The organism is Pseudomonas sp. LS-2 (assembly GCF_003605735.1).
Lineage (GTDB): Bacteria > Pseudomonadota > Gammaproteobacteria > Pseudomonadales > Pseudomonadaceae > Aquipseudomonas.
Genome location: NZ_QXTJ01000033.1, coordinates 111909 through 135258 on the forward strand (window position 1 = coordinate 111909; position 23350 = coordinate 135258).

Consider the following 23350-nt stretch of genomic DNA (forward strand, 5'->3'; position numbering starts at 1 on the left):
ATAGCCGGCCCAAGTACGCCACCGATGCTGTGGCCCTGACACCCCATTCGTGATCTCCAATCAAAACTCCCTTTCCGATTGCCCGGTTTTTCCACAGTGAACGAAACCGGATACTGGGCCTCAGACTTTCTCACTGTCCAACGGAGTATCCCCATGACTGTTCCTGCATTTGGCCTGGGCACCTTTCGCCTGAAAGATCAGACCGTCATCGATTCGGTCAGCAACGGCCTTGAACTGGGCTACCGCGTCATCGACACCGCGCAGATCTACGGCAACGAAGCCGAGGTCGGCCAAGCCATCGCGCACAGCGGTGTGCCCCGTGACGAGTTGTTCATCACCACCAAAATCTGGACCGACAACTACGCCGCCGACAAGCTGATCCCCAGCCTCAAGGAAAGCCTGTCGAAACTCAAAACCGACTACGTCGACCTGACCCTGATCCACTGGCCGTCGCCGCAGGGCAAGGTGCCCGTCGCCGAATTCATGGGCGCCTTGCTGGAAGCCAGACAACAGGGTCTGACCCGCGAGATCGGCGTGTCCAACTTCACCGTGGCGCTGATGAAAGAAGCCATCGAGGCGGTGGGGGCAGAGAACATCGCCACCAATCAGATCGAACTGCACCCGTACCTGCAAAACCGCACCGTGGCTGACTTCGCCCAACAGCAGGGCATCAAGATCACGTCGTACATGACGCTGGCTTACGGTGAAGTGCTGAAGGATCCGGTGATCCAGCAGATCGCCGAGCGCCACAACGCAACGCCGGCGCAGGCGACCCTGGCCTGGGCAATGCAACTGGGCTACGCGGTGATTCCTTCGTCGACCAAGCGCGAGAACCTGGAAAGCAATCTCAAGGCGGTCGACCTCAAGCTCAGCAACGAAGACATGGCGCAGATCGCCCGACTGGATCGCGGCCATCGCCTGACCAGTCCGGCGAGCCTGGCGCCGCAGTGGGATTGATCGCCTCGATTCAACAGCTGATCAAATTCCTGTAGCAATCCGGCTTGCCGGTGGTCGCGACTTCAAGAACGCTACCGCCGGCAAGCCGTGCTGCTACAGAGGCGCACGTTGTGAAAGGACGGTCGCGACCTGAAGAACGCCACCGCCGGCAAGCCGTGCTGCTACAGAGGTTCGCTGGTGTTCATCACCCAGGGAACAGACCTTGGAGCGACTCGATCCACGCCCCGTAACAATGCACCCGAACCATAATCAGGCATCTACGTAACATCCCCGAATAATTGGTTCACCTATCCCCCGAACCAATCACACCTCTTCCTGCGAACCAAGCTTGTGAACCTTTGGCGATTGGCCCAAAGGGCCTGAACCGCTGGCTTGAGCGTATCTACAACACACCTTTATCCCTTGAACCAATTTCCATTGGCATCGCTATTGCACTCTCGGTTGCATCGTCGCCAGCAGCTCAACCCTGTCAGCGGCACCTGTTTTTCATCCCGTCACGAGAGACCAAGATGGAAAAGTTCGAGACCGACGCACCTCACGACAACTCGTCGAAAATGGCGTTGGATGCCCTGCGCCAGATGGTGGCGCAACAGGCGGCGTTTCCCCAGCGGGCGTTGCCTACCGAGCGTGAACTGGCGGTGGATTTTGGTGTAAGTCGCCGAGCCATCCGCCGCGCGCTCGCCGTGCTCGAAGCCGAAGGCCAGATCTGGCGCCGACAAGGCAAAGGCACGTTCGTGGGCCCGACCCCACCCAGCGCGGCGATGAGTTTCGCCAAGTTGTCGAGCCGGACCAATTTCAGCGAAGTCATGGAAGCACGGCTGTACCTGGAACCGGCCCTCGCCTCACTGGCCGCACTGCGCGCCAACGGCGAACAGATGGCGATCCTGCGCCGCCTCGCCGAGCGCACCGAGCGCCAGCAGCACGCGACCGAGATCGACGCCGAAGGCATCGAGCTCTGGGACAGCGCGCTGCATCGCGGTATCGCCGAAGCCGCAGGCAACCGCTTGATGCTGGATATCTTCGAAATGCTCGACGCGATTCGACTCGACCCCGCCTGGCGAGACCTGCGCCAACGCGCCCGCAACGCCGACAGGCTGGACACCTACAGCCACGACCACGACGACATCGTCAGCGCCATCGAAACCCGTGACCCGGTCAAGGCCGCCACTGCCATGCGCGGTCACCTGCGCGCCTTGCAGCAAGCCCTCGATCACGTCATTCAACAAGACCTTGAGGCCAGCGTATGAGCGACACCCCTCGCGATCAGCAACGCGCAGTACTGAGCGTCAGCGACCTCACCGTGCGCTTCAAGGATGCGCCGGCCAATGTGGTCGACGGCGTGTCCTTTTCCATTGAGGCGGGCAAGACCCTGGCCATCGTCGGCGAGTCCGGTTGCGGCAAGAGCGTGACGTCCATGGCCATGATGGGCCTGCTGCCCGACACCGCCAAAGTCCAGGCCAGCGCTTCAAGCCTGCTCGACGAACCGCTGTTGGGGATGTCCGATGAGCGTCTGCTGGACGTGCGCGGCAATCGCATGGCGATGATCTTTCAGGAGCCGATGACCTCGCTCAACCCGGTGTTCACCATCGGCGAGCAGATCGCCGAAAGCGTGATGCGCCATCAGGGCGTGTCTGCCAACGCTGCCCGAAAACGCGCTCTGGAAATGCTGGAAAAGGTCCGCGTGCCCGATGCGCTTCAGCGTCTGGACGCCTATCCCCACGAACTTTCCGGTGGCATGCGCCAGCGCGCAATGATCGCCATGGCCCTGGCCAACGACCCGGCATTGATCATCGCCGACGAGCCGACCACCGCGCTGGACGTGACGATTCAGGCGCAGATCCTGTCGCTGGTCGCCAGCCTTCAGGCCGAGACCGGCACCTCGATGATTCTCATCACCCATGACCTCGGCGTGGTGGCGGAAGTCGCCGACGAGGTCATGGTGATGTACGCCGGACGCGTCGTCGAAAGCGGTTCGGTGAAGACGCTGTTTGACGATCCGCAGCATCCCTACACCATCGGCCTGATGGGGTCGATGCCCTCGGTGGGGCCACGCGAAGGGCGTCTGGCGACGATCAATGGTCGCGTCCCGACACCCGCAGAAATGCCCAGCGGTTGCCGCTTTGCCAGCCGTTGCCCGTTCGTCATCGGCGCCTGTCACGGCGCTCGCCCGCCCCTGCTGGAACTCTCCGAAGGCCACTTCGCCGCGTGCATTCGAGCGCCACTGGAACAGCATCTGGGAGCCAGCGCATGAACCTGTCGCAGAACAACATCGTCGACGCAGCCGGACTGGAAAAACCGATTCTGGAAAGCATCGCCGTCAGCAAACATTTCCACAGCGAAGCAGGCCTGTTCCAGCGCAAGAAGCCGCCGGTGCAGGCGGTCAACGAAGTCTCGCTGGCGGTCCGTCGCGGCGAAACACTGGCGTTAGTCGGCGAGTCGGGCTCCGGGAAATCGACCCTGGGCCGCGTGCTGCTGAACCTGCTCAAACCCACCGCTGGCGACGTCATCTATGAAGGACGCAATCTGGGCAATCTGCCCGCCGACAAACTGCGTCAGGTGCGCCGCGATCTGCAGATCATCTTTCAGGACCCCTTCGCGTCGCTGAACCCGCGCATGAGTGTGGAATCGATCATTGGCGAGCCGATCTGGCTGCACCGAGACGACAGCCGCAGCGCGCGTCAGGACAAGGTCGCCGAACTGCTGCGCACGGTTGGCCTGGCGCCGGAGCATGGCAGTCGCTTCCCCCACGAGTTTTCCGGCGGCCAGCGCCAGCGCATCGGCATCGCTCGTGCCCTGGCCTCTGAGCCAAGGCTGATCCTCGGCGACGAACCGGTGTCGGCGCTGGACGTGTCGGTGCAGGCGCAGGTGGTCAACCTGCTGGAAGACCTCAAGCATCAGTTCGGCCTGACCCTGTTGATCGTCGCCCACGGCTTGGCGGTAATCAGGCACATGAGCGACCGAGTGGCCGTGATGTACCTCGGCGAAATCGTCGAACTGGCACCGGTCAACGCGCTGTTCGAGACGCCGTTTCATCCCTACACCCAGGCGCTGATGGCGGCGGTACCGGTCAGCCATCCGGATTTGCGTCGCCCTCGCCCGCTGCTCGGCGGCGACATGCCAAGCCCGAGCAAGCCGCCGTCTGGCTGCCGCTTTCATACCCGTTGCCCGCACGCCAAACCGCTGTGCCGCGAGCTGAAACCGACGTTCGAAACCGTCGAACCGGGACGTCAGGTCGCCTGCCATTACTGGCGTGAAATCGCCAACGCCGGCGCCGGCTCGCTGATCGTGCCAACGCCCAGCGCCGCCTACAGCCAACGCCTGAATCTGTTCAAAAGCCATCAAGCCCTTTCTCTGGAGAGCCAGCCATGAAGTTCGCCCACCTGATGACAACCACGTTGTTGCTGCTCGCTGCGAATGCTGCTGTCGCTGAAACCACCCTGCGCATCGGCATTCAGGACGATCCTGACGTACTCGACCCGCATCGTTCGCGCACCTACTCGGGGCGTCTGGTGTACACCGCCCTGTGCGACAAGCTGGTAGACATCAACCCGGACCTGACCTACGTACCGCAACTGGCCACGGCCTGGAACTGGAGCGAAGACGGCAAGACCCTGACCATGACCCTGCGCGAGGGCGTGACCTTCCACGATGGCGAAGCCTTCGACGCCGCCGCCGTGAAGTTCAACCTGGACCGCGCCCGCACCCTGCCCGACTCGCTGCGCAAGAGCGAACTGTCGTCAGTGGAAAGTGTGGATGTGATCGACGCGAAAACCGTAGCGATCAAGGTCAAGCAGCCTGACGCCACGCTGATTTCGCAGCTGTCCGACCGCGCCGGAATGATGCTCGCACCCAAGGCGTCCGCCACTGATGTCGGCTCGAAACCGGTGTGCTCCGGCCCGTACAAATTCGTCCAGCGCGTGCAGCAGGATCGCATTGTGCTCGAGCGTTTCGACAACTACTGGAACAAGCAGGCGTACCACTTCGACAAGGTGATTTTCCTGCCCATTCCGGATACCTCGGTGCGTCTGGCGAACCTGCGTTCCGGTGATCTGGACATCATCGAGCGCGTGGCGCCGACCGACGTGAAGACCGCCAAGGCCGACAGCCATGTGCAGGTGTTCAGCACCCCTGGCCTGGGTTACATGCAACTGATGTACAACACCAACAACGGTGATAAAGCCAACAACCCACTGGGCCAGGACAAGCGAGTGCGCAAGGCGTTCGAGCTGGCCATCGACCGCGACGCAATCAATCAGGTGGTGTTCGAAGGTCTGTATGCACCGAGCGCGCAGCCATTCCCGAAAAACAGCCCGTACTACGACAAGTCCCTGCCGCTGCCAGCGCGAGACGTTGAAGCGAGCAAGAAGCTGCTGGCCGAAGCAGGCGTGAAAACGCCGGTCAATGTCGAGCTGAAAGTCGCCAACAACCCCATCGCGCAGCAGGTCGGTCAGATCATTCAGGCCATGGCCGAAGAAGCCGGTTTCAAGGTCAACCTGATCGCCACCGAATACGCCACGCTGCTCAGCGAACAACAGGCAGGTAATTTCCAGATCGGCATGAGCGCCTGGTCCGGTCGGCCTGATCCGGATGGCGACATCCACCAGTTCGTGACCTGCAAGGGCGGTCAGAACGACGGTCACTTCTGTGACCCGAAACTCGACGAACTGCTGAACAAGGCACGCACTGTCAACGACCAGGCGCAGCGTCAGGCGCTGTATTTCGAAGCCCTGCGCCTGCTCGCCGACGACGTGCCGACCAGCTACCTGTATTTCGATCCGCGAATCATCGCCATGCGCAGCAACCTGACCGGTTTCGTGCCCAACCCCGATGGTTTGATTCGCCTGAACAACGTCGCCTTCAAATGATCACGGCCCCTGTGGATAACCGTTCGGGCTGCGAGGAATCGCCATGTTGATTTTCATTCTGCGACGCCTGCTCAGCGCCATTCCGACGTTGATCCTGGTCTCGTTGTTCGTCTTCACCCTGCAAAAGCTGTTGCCGGGCGATCCGGTGCAGGCCATGGCAGGCGAAGAGCGCGACCCGGCGGTGATGGAATACCTGCGCGAGAAATACCGGCTCAACGATCCAGTGCCACTGCAGTACGTCCATTGGGTCGGCAACGTGTTGCAAGGTGACTTCGGCACCTCGCTGCGCACTGAGCAACCGGTGACCACGCTGCTGGCTTCGAAGCTGCCGGTAACCATCGAACTGGCGGTGCTGGCGTTGATCATCGCGCTGCTGATCGGCATTCCCACCGGGGTGATTTCCGCCGTGCGCAAAGGCACGGCCACCGATTACGCCGCCAACGTGTTTGCGTTGTCGGGGATTTCCATTCCGCACTTCTGGCTGGGAATTCTGTTGATCATGATCTTCGCCGTGAAGCTGCAATGGCTGCCGGCGTCGGGCTTCGTGCCTCTGGGTGAGGACGTCGGGCAGAACCTGAAAACCCTGATTCTCCCGGCATTCGTGCTCGGCGCCGGGTTGTCCGGCGTGCTGATGCGCCATACCCGCAGCGCCATGCTGGAAGTGCTGCGCGCCGACTACGTGCGTACGGCACGGGCCAAGGGTCTGTTCCCGCGCACGGTGATTCTCAAACATGCGTTGCGCAACGCTCTGATGCCCATCGTCACCCTGACCACGCTGCTGTTCGGCGAACTACTCGGTGGTGCAGTGCTCACCGAGCAAGTGTTCAGCATTCCCGGCTTCGGCAAGATGATCGTCGATGCCGTGTTCAACCGCGATTACGCCGTGGTCCAGGGCGTGGTGCTGTGCGTGGCCATCGGCTTTCTGTTGCTGAATCTGCTGGCCGACGTGCTCTATCGCCTGATCAATCCACGTCTGAGGACTGCCTGATGACCTCGATTGCCGTTAACCCTGCAGTGCCTCACAAAGAGTCGTTGAAGCCGCGCACTCGCTCGCCATTCATGAAGAAATTTCTCGCCAACAAGGGCGCGGTGATCGGCGCCGTGGTGCTGATCGTGTTCATCCTCGCAGCGCTGCTGGCGCCATGGATTGCCCCTTACGATCCATTGAAAGCCAACTTCCTCGCGGTGCGCAAAGCGCCGTCGATGATGTATTGGCTGGGCACCGATGAACTGGGGCGCGACCTGTTCTCCCGACTGCTTTGGGGCGCGCGCAGTTCGCTGTTGGCGGGAGGCGTTTCGGTTGCCATTGCCATGATCATCGGCGTGCCCCTGGGCCTGCTGGCCGGGTACTTCGGCGGCAAGCTCGACGCCGTGATTTCGCGAATCATGGAAGCATTGCTGTCGTGCCCGTTTCTGGTGTTGGCGATTGCGCTGGGCGCGTTCCTGGGCCCAAGCCTGACCAACGCAATGATCGCCATCGGCCTGTCGGCGATGCCGATATTCTCGCGTCTGACGCGGGGCCAGGTGCTGGCGATCCGTCACGAAGATTATCTGGAAGGCGCACGCGCCATCGGTCTGCCGAATCGCTGGATCATCCTGCGCTACGTGCTGCCGAACGTGCTTTCACCACTGGTGGTGCAAGCGACGCTGACCATCGCTTCGGCGATTCTGGCCGAAGCCAGTCTGTCGTTCCTCGGTCTGGGCCAACAACCGCCCTCGCCGTCCTGGGGCTCGATGCTCAACACCGCAAAAAACTTCATGGAGCAGGCGCCGTGGATGTCCATCGCGCCGGGCGTGGCGATCTACATCACCGTGCTGTGCTTCAACCTGCTGGGCGACGGGCTGCGTGACGCACTCGACCCGAAAAGCTGATCAACTGCCGAAGAGATAAATTCATGTTCGATGATCTGGATTACAGCCAACCTTACGCGTCTGCCCGCTCGCCGGTGATGGGCAACAACATGGTGGCCTGCTCGCAGCCACTGGCCGCTCAGGCAGGCCTGGACATGCTGCGTCGCGGCGGTAACGCGGTGGATGCCGCCATCGCAGCGGCCATGGTCCTGACCGTAGTGGAGCCGACCGGTTGTGGCATCGGCAGCGATGCGTTTGCCATTGTCTGGGACGGCAAGAAGCTTCAAGGCCTCAACGCCTCCGGTCGCTCGCCCCAGGGCTGGACGCCCGAGCACTTCGCCGGCCAGACAGAAATGCCGCAACGCGGCTGGCCATCGGTGACCGTACCGGGCGCAGTCTCGGCCTGGGTCGCCTTGTCCGAGCGCTACGGCAAGTTGCCTTTCGAAACGCTGGCGGCACCGGCCATCGGCTATGCGCGCAACGGCTATCAGGTCACGCCGATCATTGCCGAACTGTGGCGTCGTGGCGGCGCATTGCTCAAGGATCAGCCCGGTTTCGCCGAGTGCTTCCTGCCGGACGGCAAAGCACCCGCCGCCGGTGAAAAGATCACCCTGAAGGACCACGCCAACACCCTGGAACTGATCGCTGAAACCAAGGGCGAGTCGTTCTATCGCGGCGAGCTGGCTCAGGCGATCATCGCCCATGCCAACGCCAACGGCAGCGTGATGAGCCTCGACGACCTGGCCAATCACAGCGTTGACTGGATCGACACGATTTCGGTGCCTTACGCCGGTGCCGTGGTCCACGAACTGCCGCCCAACGGCCAGGGCATCGCCACCCTCGCCGGCCTGATCATGCTCGAAGCCCTCGGGGTCGGCGAGCACGCGGTTGACAGCGTCGAGACCGTGCACCCGGTGCTGGAAGCCATGAAACTGGCGCTGGCCGACCTCAATCACCACGTGGCCGACAACGACCACATGCGCCTGAAGTCTGAGCACCTGCTGGACCCGGCCTACCTCATGGAGCGCGCGTCACTGGTCACCGAACAGGCCGCCGACCCTCAGCACGGCGCGCCCAAGGCTGGCGGCACGGTGTACCTTTCTGCCGCCGACGAGAGCGGCATGATGGTCTCGTTCATCCAGTCCAACTACATGGGCTTCGGCTCCGGCGTCGTCGTGCCAGGCACCGGCATCAGCCTGCAGAACCGTGGTGCGGGTTTCAGCCTCGATCCTGAACACGTCAACATCGTCACGCCGGGCAAACGCCCTTTCCACACCATCATTCCGGGCTTCGTAATGAATGCCGACGGCACGCCGTTGATGTCGTTCGGCCTGATGGGCGGCCCGATGCAGGCCCAGGGGCATCTGCAAATGATGATGCGCATCCTGCGCTACAAACAAAACCCGCAAGCCGCCGCCGATGCGCCGCGCTGGCGGATCGAAGCGGGTCTGAAAGTGGCCGTGGAGCGTTCGTTCGATCGCCTGGTGGTCGAAGAGCTGCGCGCCAAGGGCCATGAGGTCGAAATCGAAGACCCAAGCGGCGTGTTCGCCTTCGGCGGCGCGCAGATCATTCAGCGCACCGCCCACGGGTATGTGGGTGGGACCGATCCGCGCAAGGATGGGTTGGTGGCGGCGTATTGATTAGATTGCTGGCCCCAGGGCCCGAACGGCAAACTCGGCAATCGCCTGCAACTGCTCGCGGCTGGCCCCGCCCTTGGCGCTGACCTTCATGCCACTGAGGGTCGACAGCAGGAAATCACAGGCCCCGGCGATGTCGATAGTCGCCGGGATCTGTTGCTGTTCGACGGCCAGTTTCAAGGTCCGCTCCATCGCCGCCCGCAAGGTTCTTCCCGAACTGGCGCAGAGCTGATTGAGCTCTTCGTCACTCATCCCGAACTCGCAGATCGCATTGACCCCCATGCAGCCTGAAGTCCCTTCCCTTTCGGCGCGGGAGGCGAAGGACAACAGCGTGTTACGCAGCGACTCCAGCGGCGTGGCGTCCTTGCTCAGGCGCCAGATCAGGTCGCTGATACTGTTGGCCTGATACTGCTGCATCGCCTCGATGTACAACTGACGCTTGTCGCCGAACGAGTTGTACATGCTTTGTCGGCTCAGGTTCATCGCTGCCATCAGCGCTTCGGTCGAAGCCGCCGCGAAACCTTTGTCGCAGAACACCCTTATCGCCTGAAGCAGCGCCTCGTCACGGTCGAATTGTCTCGGTCTTGCCATGGGCTGCCTCAGGGTTGAAGGTGCGACGTTTGCCTGAAATCAGGCGAGATACCCGCCGTCCACGGTCAGGCTCGCGCCGGTCACGAACGATGCATCGTCGCTGGCCAGGTACGCGGCCATGCTGGCGATTTCGTCCGCCCTGCCCAATCGTCCCAGAGGTACCAGTGCGATGGCGTGATCAAGATAGGGCGCGTCGGGCGGATTCATGTCGGTGGCGGTCGGACCCGGCTGGATGTTGTTGACGGTGATCCCGCGTGGGGCGAAGTCCAATGCCAGGCCGCGAATCATACCGGTGATCGCTGACTTGGTCATGGAATACGCGCTTGACCCGGGGAATCCCGAACGCTGCCCTGCCACGCTGCCGACCGTGATGATGCGGTCGCCACGGTTCATGACTTTCGACGCTGCCTTGGCGGCGATGTAGGTTGCTCGGACATTGATCGCGTACATCTCGTCCAGCGCTTCGACACTGAAATCATCGACCGAACCCAGGCCGAGGATCCCCGCGTTGTTGACCAGAATGTTCAGCCCGCCGAACTGCTCGACAGTGGTTGTGACCGCGCGCTCGATATCTACTGCTACTCTACTGTCGGCCTTGATTGCCAAGGCTTTGCCACCTTGGGCGCGAATGCTGGCGACCAGCTCATTGGCCTTGTCGGCAGAAGCCGAATAGGTGAACGCAACGGCGGCGCCCTCTTCTGCCAGACGACGCACGATGGCCTCACCGATACCACGGGAGCCCCCTGTAACGAGCGCCGTCTTGCTGGTGAAGCGTTGGGATGGGACGGTCATTTCATGACACCTTTAGTGGATTAATTTATCTATAACAGACCTATTAGCGTCCAGGCGGCTATTAAAAATCAACCTATTAAAGATAATTTAATCCATAATTATCTCTATCAGATGCAAAAAAGGCGCCCTTTAGGCGCCTTCGTGTTTACCACTTGTTTACGCGACGACAGGGATCATCGGATCCGCTGCAGCCAGCGCCGCTTCGCGCTCGGCCACCGGAGGGTAGATCCATACCGAGTTGATCTGCTGTTTCAGTTCCTTGGCCTCTTGCTTGATCAACTTGACCTGACGGTCCCAACCTTCGGTGTAGACCGCGCCCCAGACGCCGAGGTCGAGGCAGGTGACATACTTGACCTGGCTGTAGGGAATCGGTGCCTCGCCCAGCAGGTCGGCGGCGACGTTGTTGCCGGACGAGCGGCCCAGTGCGATGGCGTGCTGACAGGTCATGAGGGCGAAGTTGCCCTCATCGTCGGTGGCCGCGTAGGCGGTGTCGCCGGTGGCGAAGATGTCGTTCTGACCGATGACTTTGAGGTTGCGGTCCACATGCAGACGACCAGAGGCGTCGCGCTCGCCGGGGATCTGTTCGGTCAGCGAGCTTGCGCGCACGCCCACGGTCCAGACCACGGTGCTGGCATCGATGCGGCGCCCGTCGGCCAGGGTCACACCGTGGCTGTCCACCGACGCCACCGAAGCGTTAACCACCCATTCCACCCCCAGCGCTTCAGTAGCTTCGACGATTGACGGGCTGATGTTCGCGCCCAGTGCGGCGCCGACCTTCTCGCCACGGTCGACGATGATCACACGAACCTTGGCATCGGCACCCAACGCCGCACGCAGGCGCGCTGGCATTTCAGTTGCGGTTTCGATCCCGGTGAAGCCGCCACCAGCGACCACGACGGTATTGCGCGGCGCCGACTCCGGTTGCCGTGCCAATGCTTTAATGTGCTGTTCGAGGCGCGTGGCCTCTTGCATCAGGTCGACATCGAAGGCGTGTTCGACACCCGGCACCGAGGCCGGACGCACCACGCGGCTGCCGGTGGCCAGAACCAATTTGTCGTAGTTGATCGAGGCTTTCGTCCCGCTGGCGTCGGTGAAGCTGACTGTTTTGCCGGCCGCATCGATGGTGTCGGCCATGCCTTTGATGAAGGTCACGCCGACCGCATCGAACAGCGGGCCCAGCGGTGACTGCATCTGATGCACTTCCTGCTCGTAGAAACGAGGACGCACACCAAGCACGGCTTCTGGTGCCAACACGGTGACTTCGACGTCATTGCGCTCATGTTTATCCAGCACACGCATGGCGCTCAACGCACTCCACATCCCGCCAAAACCCGCGCCGACAATCAGAATCTGCTTTTTCATAGTGTGCTCCAGAGAGGAAATTAGTCGTTTTCAGGTTGGGTACGCAGTGACCTGGTGAGGAAAAAGTCCGATCGGCCAGTGCGGGTTCATTCAGTCGGAGTTGGCAACCGCCCCCAAGACAACTACGACTCTATTGATCGTAGTTGATTTCAGCAAGTTCTTTTTCGACTCCAGAAACAGACACAACGTGATAAATCAGATAAATAACTATTAAATCAATAGCTTGTATGCATTTACCATTCATCTCACGGGCCGGCTTAGCGGCACCCTGGACGCACCACTCGTCATCCCTAAACTGCAATCCTTGCGGTGAGGCTGGCAAATTGTTAGCTTTCACACGATCAATTCAGTCGGAGATTTAGATGTCTCTTTACAGCGCGGGTGTCGAATACGGCATTCACTGCCTGCTTTATCTGGTGGATGAGCGAGGCGACAGTCGCGAAGCCAGCGTGCGGGATCTGGCCGAGTTGCAAGGCGTGCCACAGGAATACCTGGCGAAAGTCTTCACCAAGTTGGCGAAAGCCAGACTGGTGGTGGCGACCGAGGGTGTGCGGGGGGGCTTCAAGCTGGGTCGACCGTCTGACGAAATTACCCTGTTGGACATCGTCACGGCCATTGACGGGCGCAAGTTGATCTTCGATTGCCGGGACATTCGTGGTCGTTGTGCAGTGTTCGATGGGTGCGCGCCGCAATGGGCGACCGAAGGCATCTGCGGAATCAATGCGGCGATGCTGACCGCGCAGAAGCGCATGGAAGAGGCGCTGGATCAGCAGACCATTCTCGATCTGGCACGCCGTACGGGCCGCAAGGCACCGGCCGAATTTGCAAGTCAGATCAGTGGCTGGTTAAGCGAGCGCAAGGACAATCGTGCGGGTGCTGCCAGTGACGGCATCGCAGTGGTGCAGGTGGACGATTAACCAGCGCCTCGCCACAAATCCGTGGGAGAGAGAGCTTGCTCGAGACCGCGCTGGATCAGTCACAATTCCGAACCTGACATATGCCAATGCCCCTGTAGCAGACCGGCTTGCCGGCGGCGGCGATTTTGAGTCCGCCTCCGCCGGCAAGCCGGACTGCTACAGAGCCTGTGCCGGATTAACCAAACAGCACCGCATAAACCCCCACCACACCGAGCACGATCACCGTCGTGCCCAGCACCACCACCTCACGCAACGGCGCTGGAATGCGCTCGTTTCTTAAGCCCCGCGCGCTTTTGCGGTAGCGCGAATTCAGCGCGAGCTGGATCAGCAGACTGGCGGCCAGCGACACGATGATCGGCAGCAAGGCGATGAGGCCGAAATGGGGAATCCAGCGCAGGAAGAGGGTGCAGACGACGATCAGCGTCAGTAGCGTTCTGCGCCACGCCAGCAGCGTGCGCTCCGGTTGCAGCCCCGGATCGTCATGCCCTAGGGTCAACGGGACCGATGATGGGACGCGACGGCTCACGATGCGCCATATATAAGGAAGACGATCAACCCCGCCGCCACCAGTGCGCCGCCTAGCGACAGGATCGGCACCAGAACCGGCAAAGGGAGTGGCTTGCGCTGACGCATGGCACGCTCGACCTTGAGCCAGCGAATGCAGGCGCTGGCACTGACCAGCATCGCCAGTATCAACAGCGATAACGCCACGGCGCGGCGCAAACCGGGGCTGAACACCTCGCCGGTGAAAGCCTCGACCGCGATGCCGCCGGCGAGAAAGGCCAGCGCGGTGCGAATCCACGCCAGAAAGGTGCGCTCATTGGCGAGGGTGAAGCGAGGGTCAGGTTCGCAACCCCCCCCCAGCAAAGCGGCTGACAGACGATCGCGATCAGGGGAGGCAGTGACAGGGGTCGTGACGTTGCCGGGGTTCGGAGAGTTCATGTCGCACCGAGGTCGGGTAGATGTCCGCGATCATACCGATGATGACCGGGAAAGACCCGCACCGGCAGCGACATTGCTGTGCCTGCGGCCGCAAGATCCAGCTTACGGGAGCCGAAGCCATACATCCGCGACAGTGAACATTGGCAGCCCCACGGCTTGCCGGCGGTAGCGATCTTTCATACGCCACCGCCGTCAATCCGGACTGCTACCGCTTATTAGCCAGATCCACCCACACCGGCCCGTTCGGGTACTGATAACGCTCCAGGGTCTCGGCCGTCATTTCGATACTGTAGCCCGCACGCTTGGGCGGCATGTAGCGCCCGCGACGGATCACCACCGGATCGAGGAAATGCTCGTGCAGGTGATCGACGTATTCCAGCACGCGATTTTCCAGCGAACCGGACACGGCGATGTAGTCGAATATCGAGATGTTCTGCACGTACTCGCACAATCCCACGCCTCCGCCATGTGGACACACCGGAACATTGAACTTGGCCGCCATCAGCAGCACGATCAGCACCTCGTTCAAACCGCCCAGTCGCGCGGCATCGACCTGACAGAAGTCCAGCGATCCGGCCTGGAACATCTGCTTGAACATGACCCGGTTGTGGCAATGCTCGCCAGTCGCCACGCCAATCGGTGCAATGCGTTGACGAATCGTGGCGTGGCCCAGAATGTCGTCGGGATTGGTCGGCTCTTCGATCCACCACGGCTCGAACGCGGCCAGCCTGCGGATGTTGCTGATCGACTCTTCGACGCTCCATACCTGATTGGCGTCCATCATCAAGGTGCGTTCCCAGCCCAACTCATCACGCAGGATCGCCGCCCGGCGCAGGTCTTCCTCGATGTCCGAACCGATCTTCTGTTTGATGTGGGTCCAGCCCTCGGCCACGGCTTCGCGGGCCAGACGGCGCATTTTCTCTTCCGAATAACCCAGCCAGCCTGGCGCAGTCGTGTAGCCCGGATACCCTTCGGCGAGCATGTGCGCTTCGCGTTTGGCCTTGCCCGGGGCCTGGCGCCGCAACAGGGCGATGGCTTCTTCGGGGGTAATGGCGTCGGTGACGTAGCTGAAGTCCAGACACTTCACCAACTGCTCGGGGGTCATGTCGGCCAGCAGCTTCCAGACAGGCTTGCCCTCGACCTTGGCCCACAGATCCCATACCGCATTGACCAGCGCAGCGGTCGCCAGATGGATCACACCCTTCTCCGGCCCCAGCCAGCGCAACTGACTGTCTCCTGCCGTGACGTCATGCCAGAACGCGCCCATGTCGGCGGTGATCGCTTCCAGGCTCAGGCCGACGATGCGCGGCGCCAGCGATTCAATGGCGGCGACGCAGATTTCGTTGCCGCGACCAATGGTGAATGTCAGGCCGTGCCCTTCAAGATTGTCGGGAGAGTCGGTGTGCAGCACGACGTAGGCCGCCGAGTAGTCCGGCGCGCTGTTCATCGCATCGGAGCCGTCGAGGGACAGCGACGTAGGAAAACGAATGTCGCGGATGGAGACAGAGGTGATTTGCATGTGGGCACTCTTGTTGTTCTGCTAAAAGTTCGGGACACCGCAATCCTTGTAGGAGCGCGCTTGCCCGCGATTTCGTTTCGCCAGTCGACAACGCGTTACCTGAACCAATGTTTGGCGGGCAAGCGCGCTCCTGCAGGGATCGCGTCTATCGATAAATGCGACTGTAGGCCGATTACCGATACAGGCATAATCGCGAAATCCTAACGATCGATACCTAATCCGATATGTCTGATTTGCCCGAAAAATTCGCCACGCTGAAAATTTCCAGCCGTCAGATTGCCCTGCTCAACGCGCTGGGCGAGTTGGGGAACCTGCGCAAGGCCGCCGCGGCGATTCACACCTCTCAGCCCGCCGCCAGCCTGTTGCTGCAGCAACTGGAGGATCGACTCGGCGTGCCGTTGTTCGAGCGCCTGCCCCGGGGCATGCAACCGACCGTGTTCGGCGAGGTGATGATTCGCTATGCACAGAGCGCGCTGCATGAGTTCGAATACGCCGAAGCGCAGATCGCCGAACTGGCCGGCGGCGCGGCAGGCATGGTGCGCATCGGCTCGGTCATGGGGCCGGTGCCAACCCTGCTGACGCGCGGGGTACTGGCCTTCAAGGCGCAACATCCCAAAGTCCGGGTCGCCATCGAGGTCGGCACCAGCGACATGCTGCTGCCGGCGCTGATTCGCGGAGATTTCGACGTCGTACTGGGGCGCCTGCCGGATCAACTGGACAGCCAGGGTCTGGATATTCAACTGTTCGAACAGGGCGAGCAGATGCGTATCATCGCCCGCCCCGGCCATCCATTGAGCGCCAGACACAAACCGGCGCTGGCAGATCTGGCTCCGCTGACCTGGATACTGCACCCTATTGGCAGCCCGATGCGCCGCCAGGTAGAAAACGCGCTGAAGGCCGCGCAACTGATCCAGCCGCTGGACATCATCGAAACCAGCTCGATCCTGGCGACNCCCAACGACGTCGCCGAACATTACGCCCGCTACGGCATGATCAGCGTACTGGCCGTGGAGTTGCCGCTGGCGATGGGTAATCTGGGATTGCTGACCTCAAGGGCACGTCCGAACTCCGCTGCGGTCAAGGGATTGATAGCGTTTCTCAAGCAACAGATGGCTGGCTGATTCGATAACCAACCGTTATCAATCAATCGAAACCTTTCATTGGGAAATTATCGCAACGCTTCATAGAGTGATTCACAACCGGGCGGCACGCACCGCCCTCGAACAACAAGAATATGGCCCCCTGTAACGGTGCTGTTCCTTACCTCGGAACCGCGTTGCGGTGTTAAGCGTCGTGAACTCGATGCAGGTGGCAACCGTCCTGAGAGGCTGCATGGAACTCATCGCCAAAACACCAGCGTTCGACAGCAGCGCTCTGGTCATCCGGCTCAATCCCCTCGATAACGTCCTCGTTGCCCGCCAGGCATTGAGCGAAGGGACCCACCTGGAGGAAGAAGGCATTATCGTACTTCAGGACATCCCCTCCGGGCACAAGGTGGCGACGGTTCGCGTCGAGCAGGGACAGCCATTGCGCCGCTACGGGCAGATCATCGGTTTCGCCTCGCAGCCCATCGAAGCGGGCCAGCACGTGCATGTGCAGAACGTCGAGATGTCGGACTTCTCCCGCGATTACGCGTTTGGCGTCGATGTTCACGAAACCCCGAAAACCGAGGCGTTCTTTCAAGGCATCGTCCGCGCCGATGGCCGGGTCGCGACGCGCAACTACATCGGCATCCTCACGTCGGTGAACTGCTCGGCCACGGTGGCCCGAGCGATTGCCGATCAGTTTCGGCGCGACATTCATCCCGAAGCCCTGGCCGATTATCCCAACGTCGACGGCGTTGTGGCGTTGACCCACGGTTCCGGCTGCGCCATCGACTCCAAGGGCGAGGCCATCGATCTGCTGCGCCGCACCCTGGCGGGCTACGCCGTGCATCCCAATTTCGCCGCCGTGCTGGTAGTCGGGCTGGGCTGCGAGACCAATCAGATTCAGGACCTGCTCGACAGCCAGGGCCTCAAGGCCACCGATCAACTGCGCGCCTTCACCATTCAGGGCACCGGTGGCACCTCGAAAACCATCGCCAGCGGGATCGAGCAAGTGAAGTCGTTGCTGCCTCAGGCCAATCAGATCAAGCGTGAAACCGTCAGCGCCCGTCACCTGATCGTCGGCCTGCAATGCGGTGGGTCAGACGGTTACTCGGGCATCACTGCCAATCCGGCACTGGGCAACGCGGTCGATCGGCTGGTGGCCGCTGGCGGCACCGCCATTCTCTCCGAAACCCCGGAAATCTATGGCGCCGAACACCTGCTCACACGTCGGGCGGTGAGCCGCGCCGTCGGCGAAAAACTGGTTCAGCGCATCCACTGGTGGGAAGACTACTGCCGCCGGATGAACGCCGAACTCAACAACAACCCTTCGGCCGGCAACAAGGCAGGCGGGTTGACGACGATTCTCGAGAAATCCCTCGGTGCCGTGGCCAAGGCCGGCTCGACCAATCTGATGGGCGTCTACGAATACGCCGAAGCGGTGAGCGCGCAGGGTCTGGTGTTCATGGACACCCCCGGCTACGACCCTGTTTCCGCCACCGGCCAGGTGGCCGGTGGGGCCAATCTGATCGCCTTCACCACCGGTCGCGGTTCGGCGTACGGCTGTGCCCCCACACCGTCGATCAAGCTGGCGACCAACAACCGCGTGTTCGAATTCCAGCAGGAAGACATGGACGTCAATTGCGGGGGCATCGCGGACGGCAGCACGACCATCGAGGAGCGTGGCGCCTACATCTTTCAGATGATGCTGGACATCGCGTCCGGCGCGCGCAGCAAGAGCGAGCAGCATGGCTACGGGCAGAACGAGTTCGTGCCGTGGCAGATCGGTGCGATCACCTGATGGATGACGCAACGGGGTAATACATCCACTGCGGTGTCGTGATCCGTCGCCGCAGCCAGCAACCTTAACAACAATAAAAAAGGTGCCTATGAAAACCCTGAAGACCTACCAGACGATTACCGTCGTCTTTTTGATGCTGTTCGGGATCGTCAACTATCTGGACCGCAGCGCGCTGTCCATCGCCAACACCTCCATCCAGAAAGACATGCTGATCAGCCCGTCGGAGATGGGCATCCTGCTTTCGGCATTCTCGCTGGCCTATGCTTTCGCGCAACTGCCGATGGGCATGGTGATCGACAAGCTCGGCAGCAAGATCGCGCTGGGCGGCGCACTGCTGGTGTGGTCCGTAGCGCAGACGGCATCCGGGTTCATCAACAGCTTCAGCGGCTTCTTTGCGCTGCGGGTGTTGCTCGGTATCGGCGAAGCACCGATGTTTCCGTCGGCGGCGAAAACCCTGAACGAGTGGTTCGAGGAACATGAGCGCGGCACCCCGACGGGGATCGTCTGGTCGGCCACCTGCATCGGGCCGTGCCTGGCGCCGCCGGTGCTGACGTTGTTCATGGTCAATTTCAGCTGGCGCGGGATGTTCATCATCACCGGCGTCCTGGGTATCGTCCTTTCCCTGTGCTGGCTGATGTTCTACAAAAGCCGCGCGCAGTACCTCAAAGAGCTGGAAGCCCGGGGCGAACAACCGGTCAACGTGGTTCGCGAGCCGACCGTGGTCGACGTGGCGCCGAAGGGCTCGTTCTTCGCGGGCTGGCTGGACCTGTTCAAGCACCGCAGCACCTGGGGCACCTTCCTCGGCTTCATGGGCGTGATCTACATGCTCTGGCTGCACCTGACCTGGTTGCCAGGTTACTTCCAGCGCGAACATGGTCTGGACCCCTACTCGACCGCCTGGGTGGTGTCGTTTGCCTATGTGTTCGGTGCCATCGGCACCATCGCTGCCGGGCGTATCTGCGACCGCCTGGTCAAACGGGGCGTCGGCGTGCTCAACAGCCGCAAATACACCGTGATCGGCGGCCTGGTATTCGCGGCCGTGTTTACCCTGCCGCTGACCTTCGTGACCAGTCTGGGCGGCTGTATCGCTCTGCTGTGCCTGGCGCTGTTCGGCATCAACCTCTCCAGTGCCACGGCGTGGATGGTGGTCAACACCGTGGTCGACAGCAAACGCGTGGCCTCGCTGGGTTCGATCCAGAACTTCGGCGGCTACATTGCAGGTTCCGTGGCGCCGATTGTCACCGGTTTCAGCGTGCAGTATTCCGGCACCTTCGCCACAGCCTTCGCGATGAGCGCGATTGTCGCCCTGCTGTCGGCGGTCGCCTATTTCGTGCTGCTCAAGGCGCCAATTCCGGTGCACACCGGTGCGGCGCAAAAGAACTGGCAGCCGCAGGTAAATGACGTGCAGGGGCGTCAGGTTTGAGTCCCCGCATTTATCGGCTTACACCGGACCTGTAGCAGCACGGCTTGCCGGCGGTGACCATTGCACACCGCCACCGCCGGCAAGCCGTGCTGCTACAGATCGAACACCAACTGGCTCTGATTTTTCCCTTCAAAATCCCCTACTTGTCCTACTCTCTCTGTCAGACGGTCGCTGTTGCGATACCCTGCGGGCCTCGAACCATGGAGCGTTCGCCGCAAGGGTGGGTCTGAGATCGTAGACGTCAGCGAGGGTCGGGATTGAGACAAGTAGAAGGGACAGACTTTGGCGCCAGGAGCAGGCGGCTAAAGCGCATGCCTGTGTTGTGGCTGGCGGGTTTTTTCACCGTTCTGGTCTGCTTTTCCATTACCAGCATCACGCTCTGGCAATTGCGCCAGGCCCGCGCCCATGAGCTGGAGATCGCCAACACCACCGTCGCCAACCTCTCGCGCTCAATGGCGCAGCAGGCGGATGACACCTTCGACCAAGCGGACATTCCCGTCGTCGGCATCGTCGAGCGGCTGTCCTACGACGGCTTCGGTGCCGCCACCAGTTCACGCATGCACGACTACCTGCGCGCAACGGCCGCCAGCGTCGAACAGATTCAAGGTCTGTTCATCTATGACAAGGACGGCAACTGGGCCGCGACCTCCCTCAGTCGCATGCCCGCCAATGCCAACAATGCAGACCGCGAATATTTTCTGTTCCACAAGTCTATAGACAGCGCCCTGCCCCACATCGGCCAGGTCATCCGAAGCCGCACCACAGGCGACTGGATCATTCCGATCTCGCGGCGCGTCAACGACTCGGCAGGCAATTTTGCCGGGGTGGTGCTGGCGACCATCGAGCTTGCGTATTTCGACCGGTTCTTCGACCGCTTCGACATCGGCACGAAGGGCGTCATCACCCTGGCCATGGCGGACGGGACCGTCCTAGCACGCCGCCCGACCATGGACAACGTCAGGGGGGCATCGATTGCCGACGGCGAACTGTTCCGCAAACACCTCAAGGAGCGCTATGAAGGCACGGCCACCGTGCAATCGATCCTCGACCACGAAATCCGCTTGTACGGCTATAAGCGTCTGGATCGTTATCCACTGGTGGTGCTTGCAGGGCTCTCGGAACACGAAGTTCTCGATGAATGGCGCCAATACGCCTGGCGTTCATTGGCGATCATCGTCTGCGTGGTGGTCGCCAACCTGCTGTTCGGCGTGCTGCTGTTTCAACAGATCCGTTTCGGGCTCAATGCCGAGTCGCAATTGCGCATCGCCAGCCATTCGCTGGAAAAACTGGCGTTGCAAGACAGCCTGACGGGCCTAGCCAACCGTCGTCACTTTCAGGAAATCCTCGGACTCGAATTCGCCAAAGGGCAACCCAATCTGCACCCGCTGAGCCTGATCATGATCGATATCGATTTCTTCAAGAGTTACAACGACAACTACGGGCATGTGGCCGGCGACAAATGCATCGTCGCCGTGGCCGAATGCATTCGCGGCAATCTCAACCGCACGGGTGATCTGGCGGTTCGGTATGGCGGTGAGGAAATGGCCGTATTCCTGCCGTACAGCGAAGCCCAAGGGGCTTTTCTGCTGGCAGAGAAAATTCGTCAGGCGGTGCTGACGCGAGGCATCGAACACCAGGGCAACCCCAGCGGCATCGTCAGCATCAGTCTTGGGGTCTATGGCTGTCAGGCGCAGGAATGCCCGACCATGGAAGCCTTTGTCGAACGGGCCGATGCCGCGTTGTACGTTGCCAAACACGAGGGGCGCAATCGTACCGAAATCTGGCAAGGCGGTTCGGCGATCTAGCGGCTCGGGTGAGCCATCACGATCTGCGCCACCTTGCCGCGAAACAGCTCCAGCCGGTCGGGCGGCGCGTCGTGCTCGACCACCAGCGCGCCCACTTCGTCGCACGGCGCGACCTGATAGTGGGCGATACTCGCCAGCTTCTCGTTGATCACCGCGACCACCACTTGCCCGCTACGCGCGACCACGGCGCGCTTGAACTCGGCCACGTCCATGTCGAACGCAGTCAGCCCCTTCACCGCGTCGAGCGCGCAGGCGCCCATGAAGCACAGGTCGAAATTGAAGTGGGTCAATTGCTGGATCGTCGTGAAGCCATACGTGCTGCCCGCGACCGGGCTCAACCGGCCACCGAGCAGGATCACTTCTACCGAAGGCAACTTCATCAACTCCACCGCCAGCACCGGCGAATTGGTGGTGACGGTCAGCGGCATCTGCGGGCTGATCGCCTTGACGATCGCCAGATTGGTCGAACCACCATCGATGAACACATGCTGGCCGGCACTGATCAACCCCGCCGCCGCAATGCCCAACGAGCGCTTGCGATCAGGCTCGTGCTCAATGCGCGCGGTCAACGGCCCATCCGACGCCAGAGAGATCGCGCCGCCATACACCCGTTTGCACAATCCAGCGGCCGCCAGCGCACCCAGATCGCGGCGGATCGAATGCTCCGACACGCTGAATTCCGTCGCAAGATCCGCCGCGATCACCCGACCGTGAAGGGCCAGACGCTCGGTGATCAGGCGCTGACGCTCGCCGGGAAATGCTTCGGGACTGGCAGACATGAAAGGCCTCGACATCAAGCTGGATCGATCAGAAACGAGCAGGATCATGCGGCGGCAGGAAAACAAAAGTCAAACCCATCAGGGGCTTTCATTTGAGAGACAGACAAGGCTGCAAGCAATCTCCTCAAGAAGGAGTTCCGCTGGCGTGTATTCCGTTGAACCCGGACTACCCTGAACACTCCATCTTTCTTTCGACCGCAACGGAGACCTGGGACATGAAAATCGATTTGACCGGCAAGACCGCATTGGTGACGGGTTCGACTCTGGGCATCGGTTACGCCATCGCCAAGGGACTGGCCGAAGCGGGCGCCGAGGTAATCGTCAATGGGCGCAAGCAGGAAGCCGTGGATGACGCCATCACCCACCTGCAACAGGACGTCCCCGGCGCGAAGCTACGAGGCGTGGCCACCGATGTCGGCAGCGCCGCCGGTTGCGAGGCGCTGGTCAAGGCCGTTGCGCAGGTCGATATTCTGATCAACAACGTCGGTATCTACGGCCCGCAAGATTTTTTCGACACGCCGGACGACGTCTGGCAGCGCTTCTTCGACGTCAACGTGATGTCCGGCGTGCGCCTCTCCCGCGCTTACGCCGATGACATGGCCAAGCGCGGCTGGGGACGCATCGTGTTCATCTCTTCGGAGTCGGCGCTGAACATTCCCGCCGACATGATCCACTACGGCTTCACCAAGACCTCCAACCTGTCGATCTCCCGGGGTCTGGCCAAGCGCATGGCGGGCACAGGCGTGACCGTCAACGCCGTCCTCCCCGGCCCGACCCTGTCCGAAGGCGTGGCGGACATGCTCAAGGATGAAGTGGATAAAACCGGCAAATCCCTGGAAGAATGTGCCGCTGCGTTCGTCATGCAGCACCGCCCCAGTTCGATCATTCAACGGGCCGCGACCATCGACGAAGTGGCGAACATGGTGGTCTACGTGTCGTCGCAACAGGCATCGGCCACCACGGGCGCGGCCCTGCGGGTCGACGGCGGCGTGGTCGACACCATCGCCTGATGGCCTCGCAGGGG

At 61.4% G+C, this 23350-nt stretch carries 22 protein-coding genes and 1 pseudogene; 15 read left to right on the forward strand and 8 right to left on the reverse strand.

The features are described from left to right. The first annotated feature begins 153 nt into the window (after window positions 1-153). From dkgB to D3M70_RS18795, 8 genes are all read left to right on the forward strand, one after another. Entirely contained in the window at window positions 154-957 is an 804-nt protein-coding gene (gene dkgB / locus D3M70_RS18760) for a 2,5-didehydrogluconate reductase DkgB (RefSeq protein ID WP_120127189.1), read from the forward strand. A 509-nt stretch (window positions 958-1466) separates the two neighbouring features. Continuing rightward, window positions 1467-2204, forward strand: a complete 738-nt coding sequence (locus D3M70_RS18765) for a FadR/GntR family transcriptional regulator (protein ID WP_120127190.1) — start codon at window positions 1467-1469, stop codon at window positions 2202-2204. After that, window positions 2201-3208: an ABC transporter ATP-binding protein gene (locus D3M70_RS18770; RefSeq protein ID WP_120127191.1), complete on the forward strand. Its 1008-nt coding sequence runs from the start codon at window positions 2201-2203 to the stop codon at window positions 3206-3208. The genes D3M70_RS18765 and D3M70_RS18770 overlap by 4 nt, the downstream gene beginning before the upstream one ends. Beyond that, window positions 3205-4326 carry an ABC transporter ATP-binding protein gene (locus D3M70_RS18775; protein ID WP_120127192.1) on the forward strand — a complete coding sequence of 374 codons (1122 nt, stop codon included), beginning with the start codon at window positions 3205-3207 and terminating at the stop codon, window positions 4324-4326. The genes D3M70_RS18770 and D3M70_RS18775 overlap by 4 nt, the downstream gene beginning before the upstream one ends. Next, window positions 4323-5822 carry an ABC transporter substrate-binding protein gene (locus tag D3M70_RS18780; protein ID WP_120127193.1) on the forward strand — a complete coding sequence of 500 codons (1500 nt, stop codon included), beginning with the start codon at window positions 4323-4325 and terminating at the stop codon, window positions 5820-5822. The genes D3M70_RS18775 and D3M70_RS18780 overlap by 4 nt, the downstream gene beginning before the upstream one ends. 43 nt (window positions 5823-5865) lie before the next feature. Then, window positions 5866-6810 (forward strand): ABC transporter permease, encoded by a 945-nt coding sequence (locus tag D3M70_RS18785; protein ID WP_120127194.1) that lies wholly within the window; start codon window positions 5866-5868, stop codon window positions 6808-6810. After that, on the forward strand, window positions 6810-7694 hold the full coding sequence (locus D3M70_RS18790; RefSeq protein WP_120127195.1) for an ABC transporter permease: 885 nt from the start codon (window positions 6810-6812) through the stop codon (window positions 7692-7694). The genes D3M70_RS18785 and D3M70_RS18790 overlap by 1 nt, the downstream gene beginning before the upstream one ends. Before the next feature lie 23 nt (window positions 7695-7717). Then, window positions 7718-9313, forward strand: a complete 1596-nt coding sequence (locus D3M70_RS18795) for a gamma-glutamyltransferase family protein (RefSeq protein WP_120127196.1) — start codon at window positions 7718-7720, stop codon at window positions 9311-9313. On the opposite strand, the gene D3M70_RS18800 is transcribed toward D3M70_RS18795, so the two are convergent. The 4 genes from D3M70_RS18800 to D3M70_RS31745 form a co-directional block, all read right to left on the reverse strand. Continuing rightward, window positions 9314-9901 carry a TetR/AcrR family transcriptional regulator gene (locus D3M70_RS18800; RefSeq protein ID WP_120127197.1) on the reverse strand — a complete coding sequence of 196 codons (588 nt, stop codon included), beginning with the start codon at window positions 9899-9901 and terminating at the stop codon, window positions 9314-9316. It abuts the gene before it with no gap. Between the two features lie 39 nt (window positions 9902-9940). Next, window positions 9941-10693 (reverse strand): SDR family NAD(P)-dependent oxidoreductase, encoded by a 753-nt coding sequence (locus tag D3M70_RS18805; RefSeq protein ID WP_120127198.1) that lies wholly within the window; start codon window positions 10691-10693, stop codon window positions 9941-9943. A 156-nt stretch (window positions 10694-10849) separates the two neighbouring features. Further along, window positions 10850-12055: an NAD(P)/FAD-dependent oxidoreductase gene (locus tag D3M70_RS18810; RefSeq protein ID WP_120127199.1), complete on the reverse strand. Its 1206-nt coding sequence runs from the start codon at window positions 12053-12055 to the stop codon at window positions 10850-10852. 130 nt (window positions 12056-12185) lie between these two features. Next, window positions 12186-12392, reverse strand: coding sequence for a hypothetical protein (locus D3M70_RS31745; protein WP_133306493.1), 207 nt, complete (start codon window positions 12390-12392; stop codon window positions 12186-12188). A gap of 25 nt (window positions 12393-12417) precedes the next feature. Here D3M70_RS31745 and D3M70_RS18815 point away from each other — a divergent pair, with 25 nt between their 5' ends. Beyond that, window positions 12418-12972, forward strand: coding sequence for an Rrf2 family transcriptional regulator (locus D3M70_RS18815; protein WP_120127200.1), 555 nt, complete (start codon window positions 12418-12420; stop codon window positions 12970-12972). A gap of 175 nt (window positions 12973-13147) precedes the next feature. On the opposite strand, the gene D3M70_RS18820 is transcribed toward D3M70_RS18815, so the two are convergent. The 3 genes from D3M70_RS18820 to D3M70_RS18830 form a co-directional block, all read right to left on the reverse strand. Further along, window positions 13148-13498 carry a DUF202 domain-containing protein gene (locus D3M70_RS18820; protein ID WP_256659919.1) on the reverse strand — a complete coding sequence of 117 codons (351 nt, stop codon included), beginning with the start codon at window positions 13496-13498 and terminating at the stop codon, window positions 13148-13150. Then, on the reverse strand, window positions 13495-13914 hold the full coding sequence (locus tag D3M70_RS18825) for a YidH family protein (RefSeq protein WP_120127201.1): 420 nt from the start codon (window positions 13912-13914) through the stop codon (window positions 13495-13497). Before D3M70_RS18825 ends, D3M70_RS18820 begins: the two co-directional genes overlap by 4 nt. Before the next feature lie 205 nt (window positions 13915-14119). Next, window positions 14120-15433 carry an L-fuconate dehydratase gene (locus D3M70_RS18830; RefSeq protein WP_120127202.1) on the reverse strand — a complete coding sequence of 438 codons (1314 nt, stop codon included), beginning with the start codon at window positions 15431-15433 and terminating at the stop codon, window positions 14120-14122. 224 nt (window positions 15434-15657) lie between these two features. On the opposite strand from D3M70_RS18830, the gene D3M70_RS34265 reads away from it, so the two are divergent. The 5 genes and pseudogenes from D3M70_RS34265 to D3M70_RS18850 all read left to right on the forward strand — a co-directional run. Then, window positions 15658-16385, forward strand: a 728-nt coding sequence (locus D3M70_RS34265; protein WP_375232995.1) for a LysR family transcriptional regulator, incomplete at its 3' end; no start/stop codon positions are given. A gap of 1 nt (window position 16386) precedes the next feature. Next, a pseudogene (locus D3M70_RS34270) lies at window positions 16387-16554 on the forward strand (hypothetical protein); the annotation flags it as partial. A gap of 211 nt (window positions 16555-16765) precedes the next feature. Then, complete coding sequence (locus D3M70_RS18840) at window positions 16766-18319, forward strand: UxaA family hydrolase (RefSeq protein WP_120127204.1); 1554 nt, start codon at window positions 16766-16768, stop codon at window positions 18317-18319. A gap of 88 nt (window positions 18320-18407) precedes the next feature. Further along, complete coding sequence (locus D3M70_RS18845; RefSeq protein ID WP_120127205.1) at window positions 18408-19742, forward strand: MFS transporter; 1335 nt, start codon at window positions 18408-18410, stop codon at window positions 19740-19742. A gap of 311 nt (window positions 19743-20053) precedes the next feature. Next, entirely contained in the window at window positions 20054-21547 is a 1494-nt protein-coding gene (locus tag D3M70_RS18850) for a diguanylate cyclase (protein WP_120127206.1), read from the forward strand. Here D3M70_RS18850 and D3M70_RS18855 read toward each other — a convergent pair. Next, window positions 21544-22326, reverse strand: coding sequence for a DeoR/GlpR family DNA-binding transcription regulator (locus D3M70_RS18855; protein WP_120127207.1), 783 nt, complete (start codon window positions 22324-22326; stop codon window positions 21544-21546). The two genes, D3M70_RS18850 and D3M70_RS18855, sit on opposite strands and share 4 nt — an antisense overlap. Window positions 22327-22541: 215 nt before the next feature. Between D3M70_RS18855 and D3M70_RS18860 the strand changes: the two genes are divergently transcribed. Beyond that, entirely contained in the window at window positions 22542-23336 is a 795-nt protein-coding gene (locus tag D3M70_RS18860) for an SDR family NAD(P)-dependent oxidoreductase (protein WP_120127208.1), read from the forward strand. Window positions 23337-23350 lie beyond the last annotated feature (14 nt).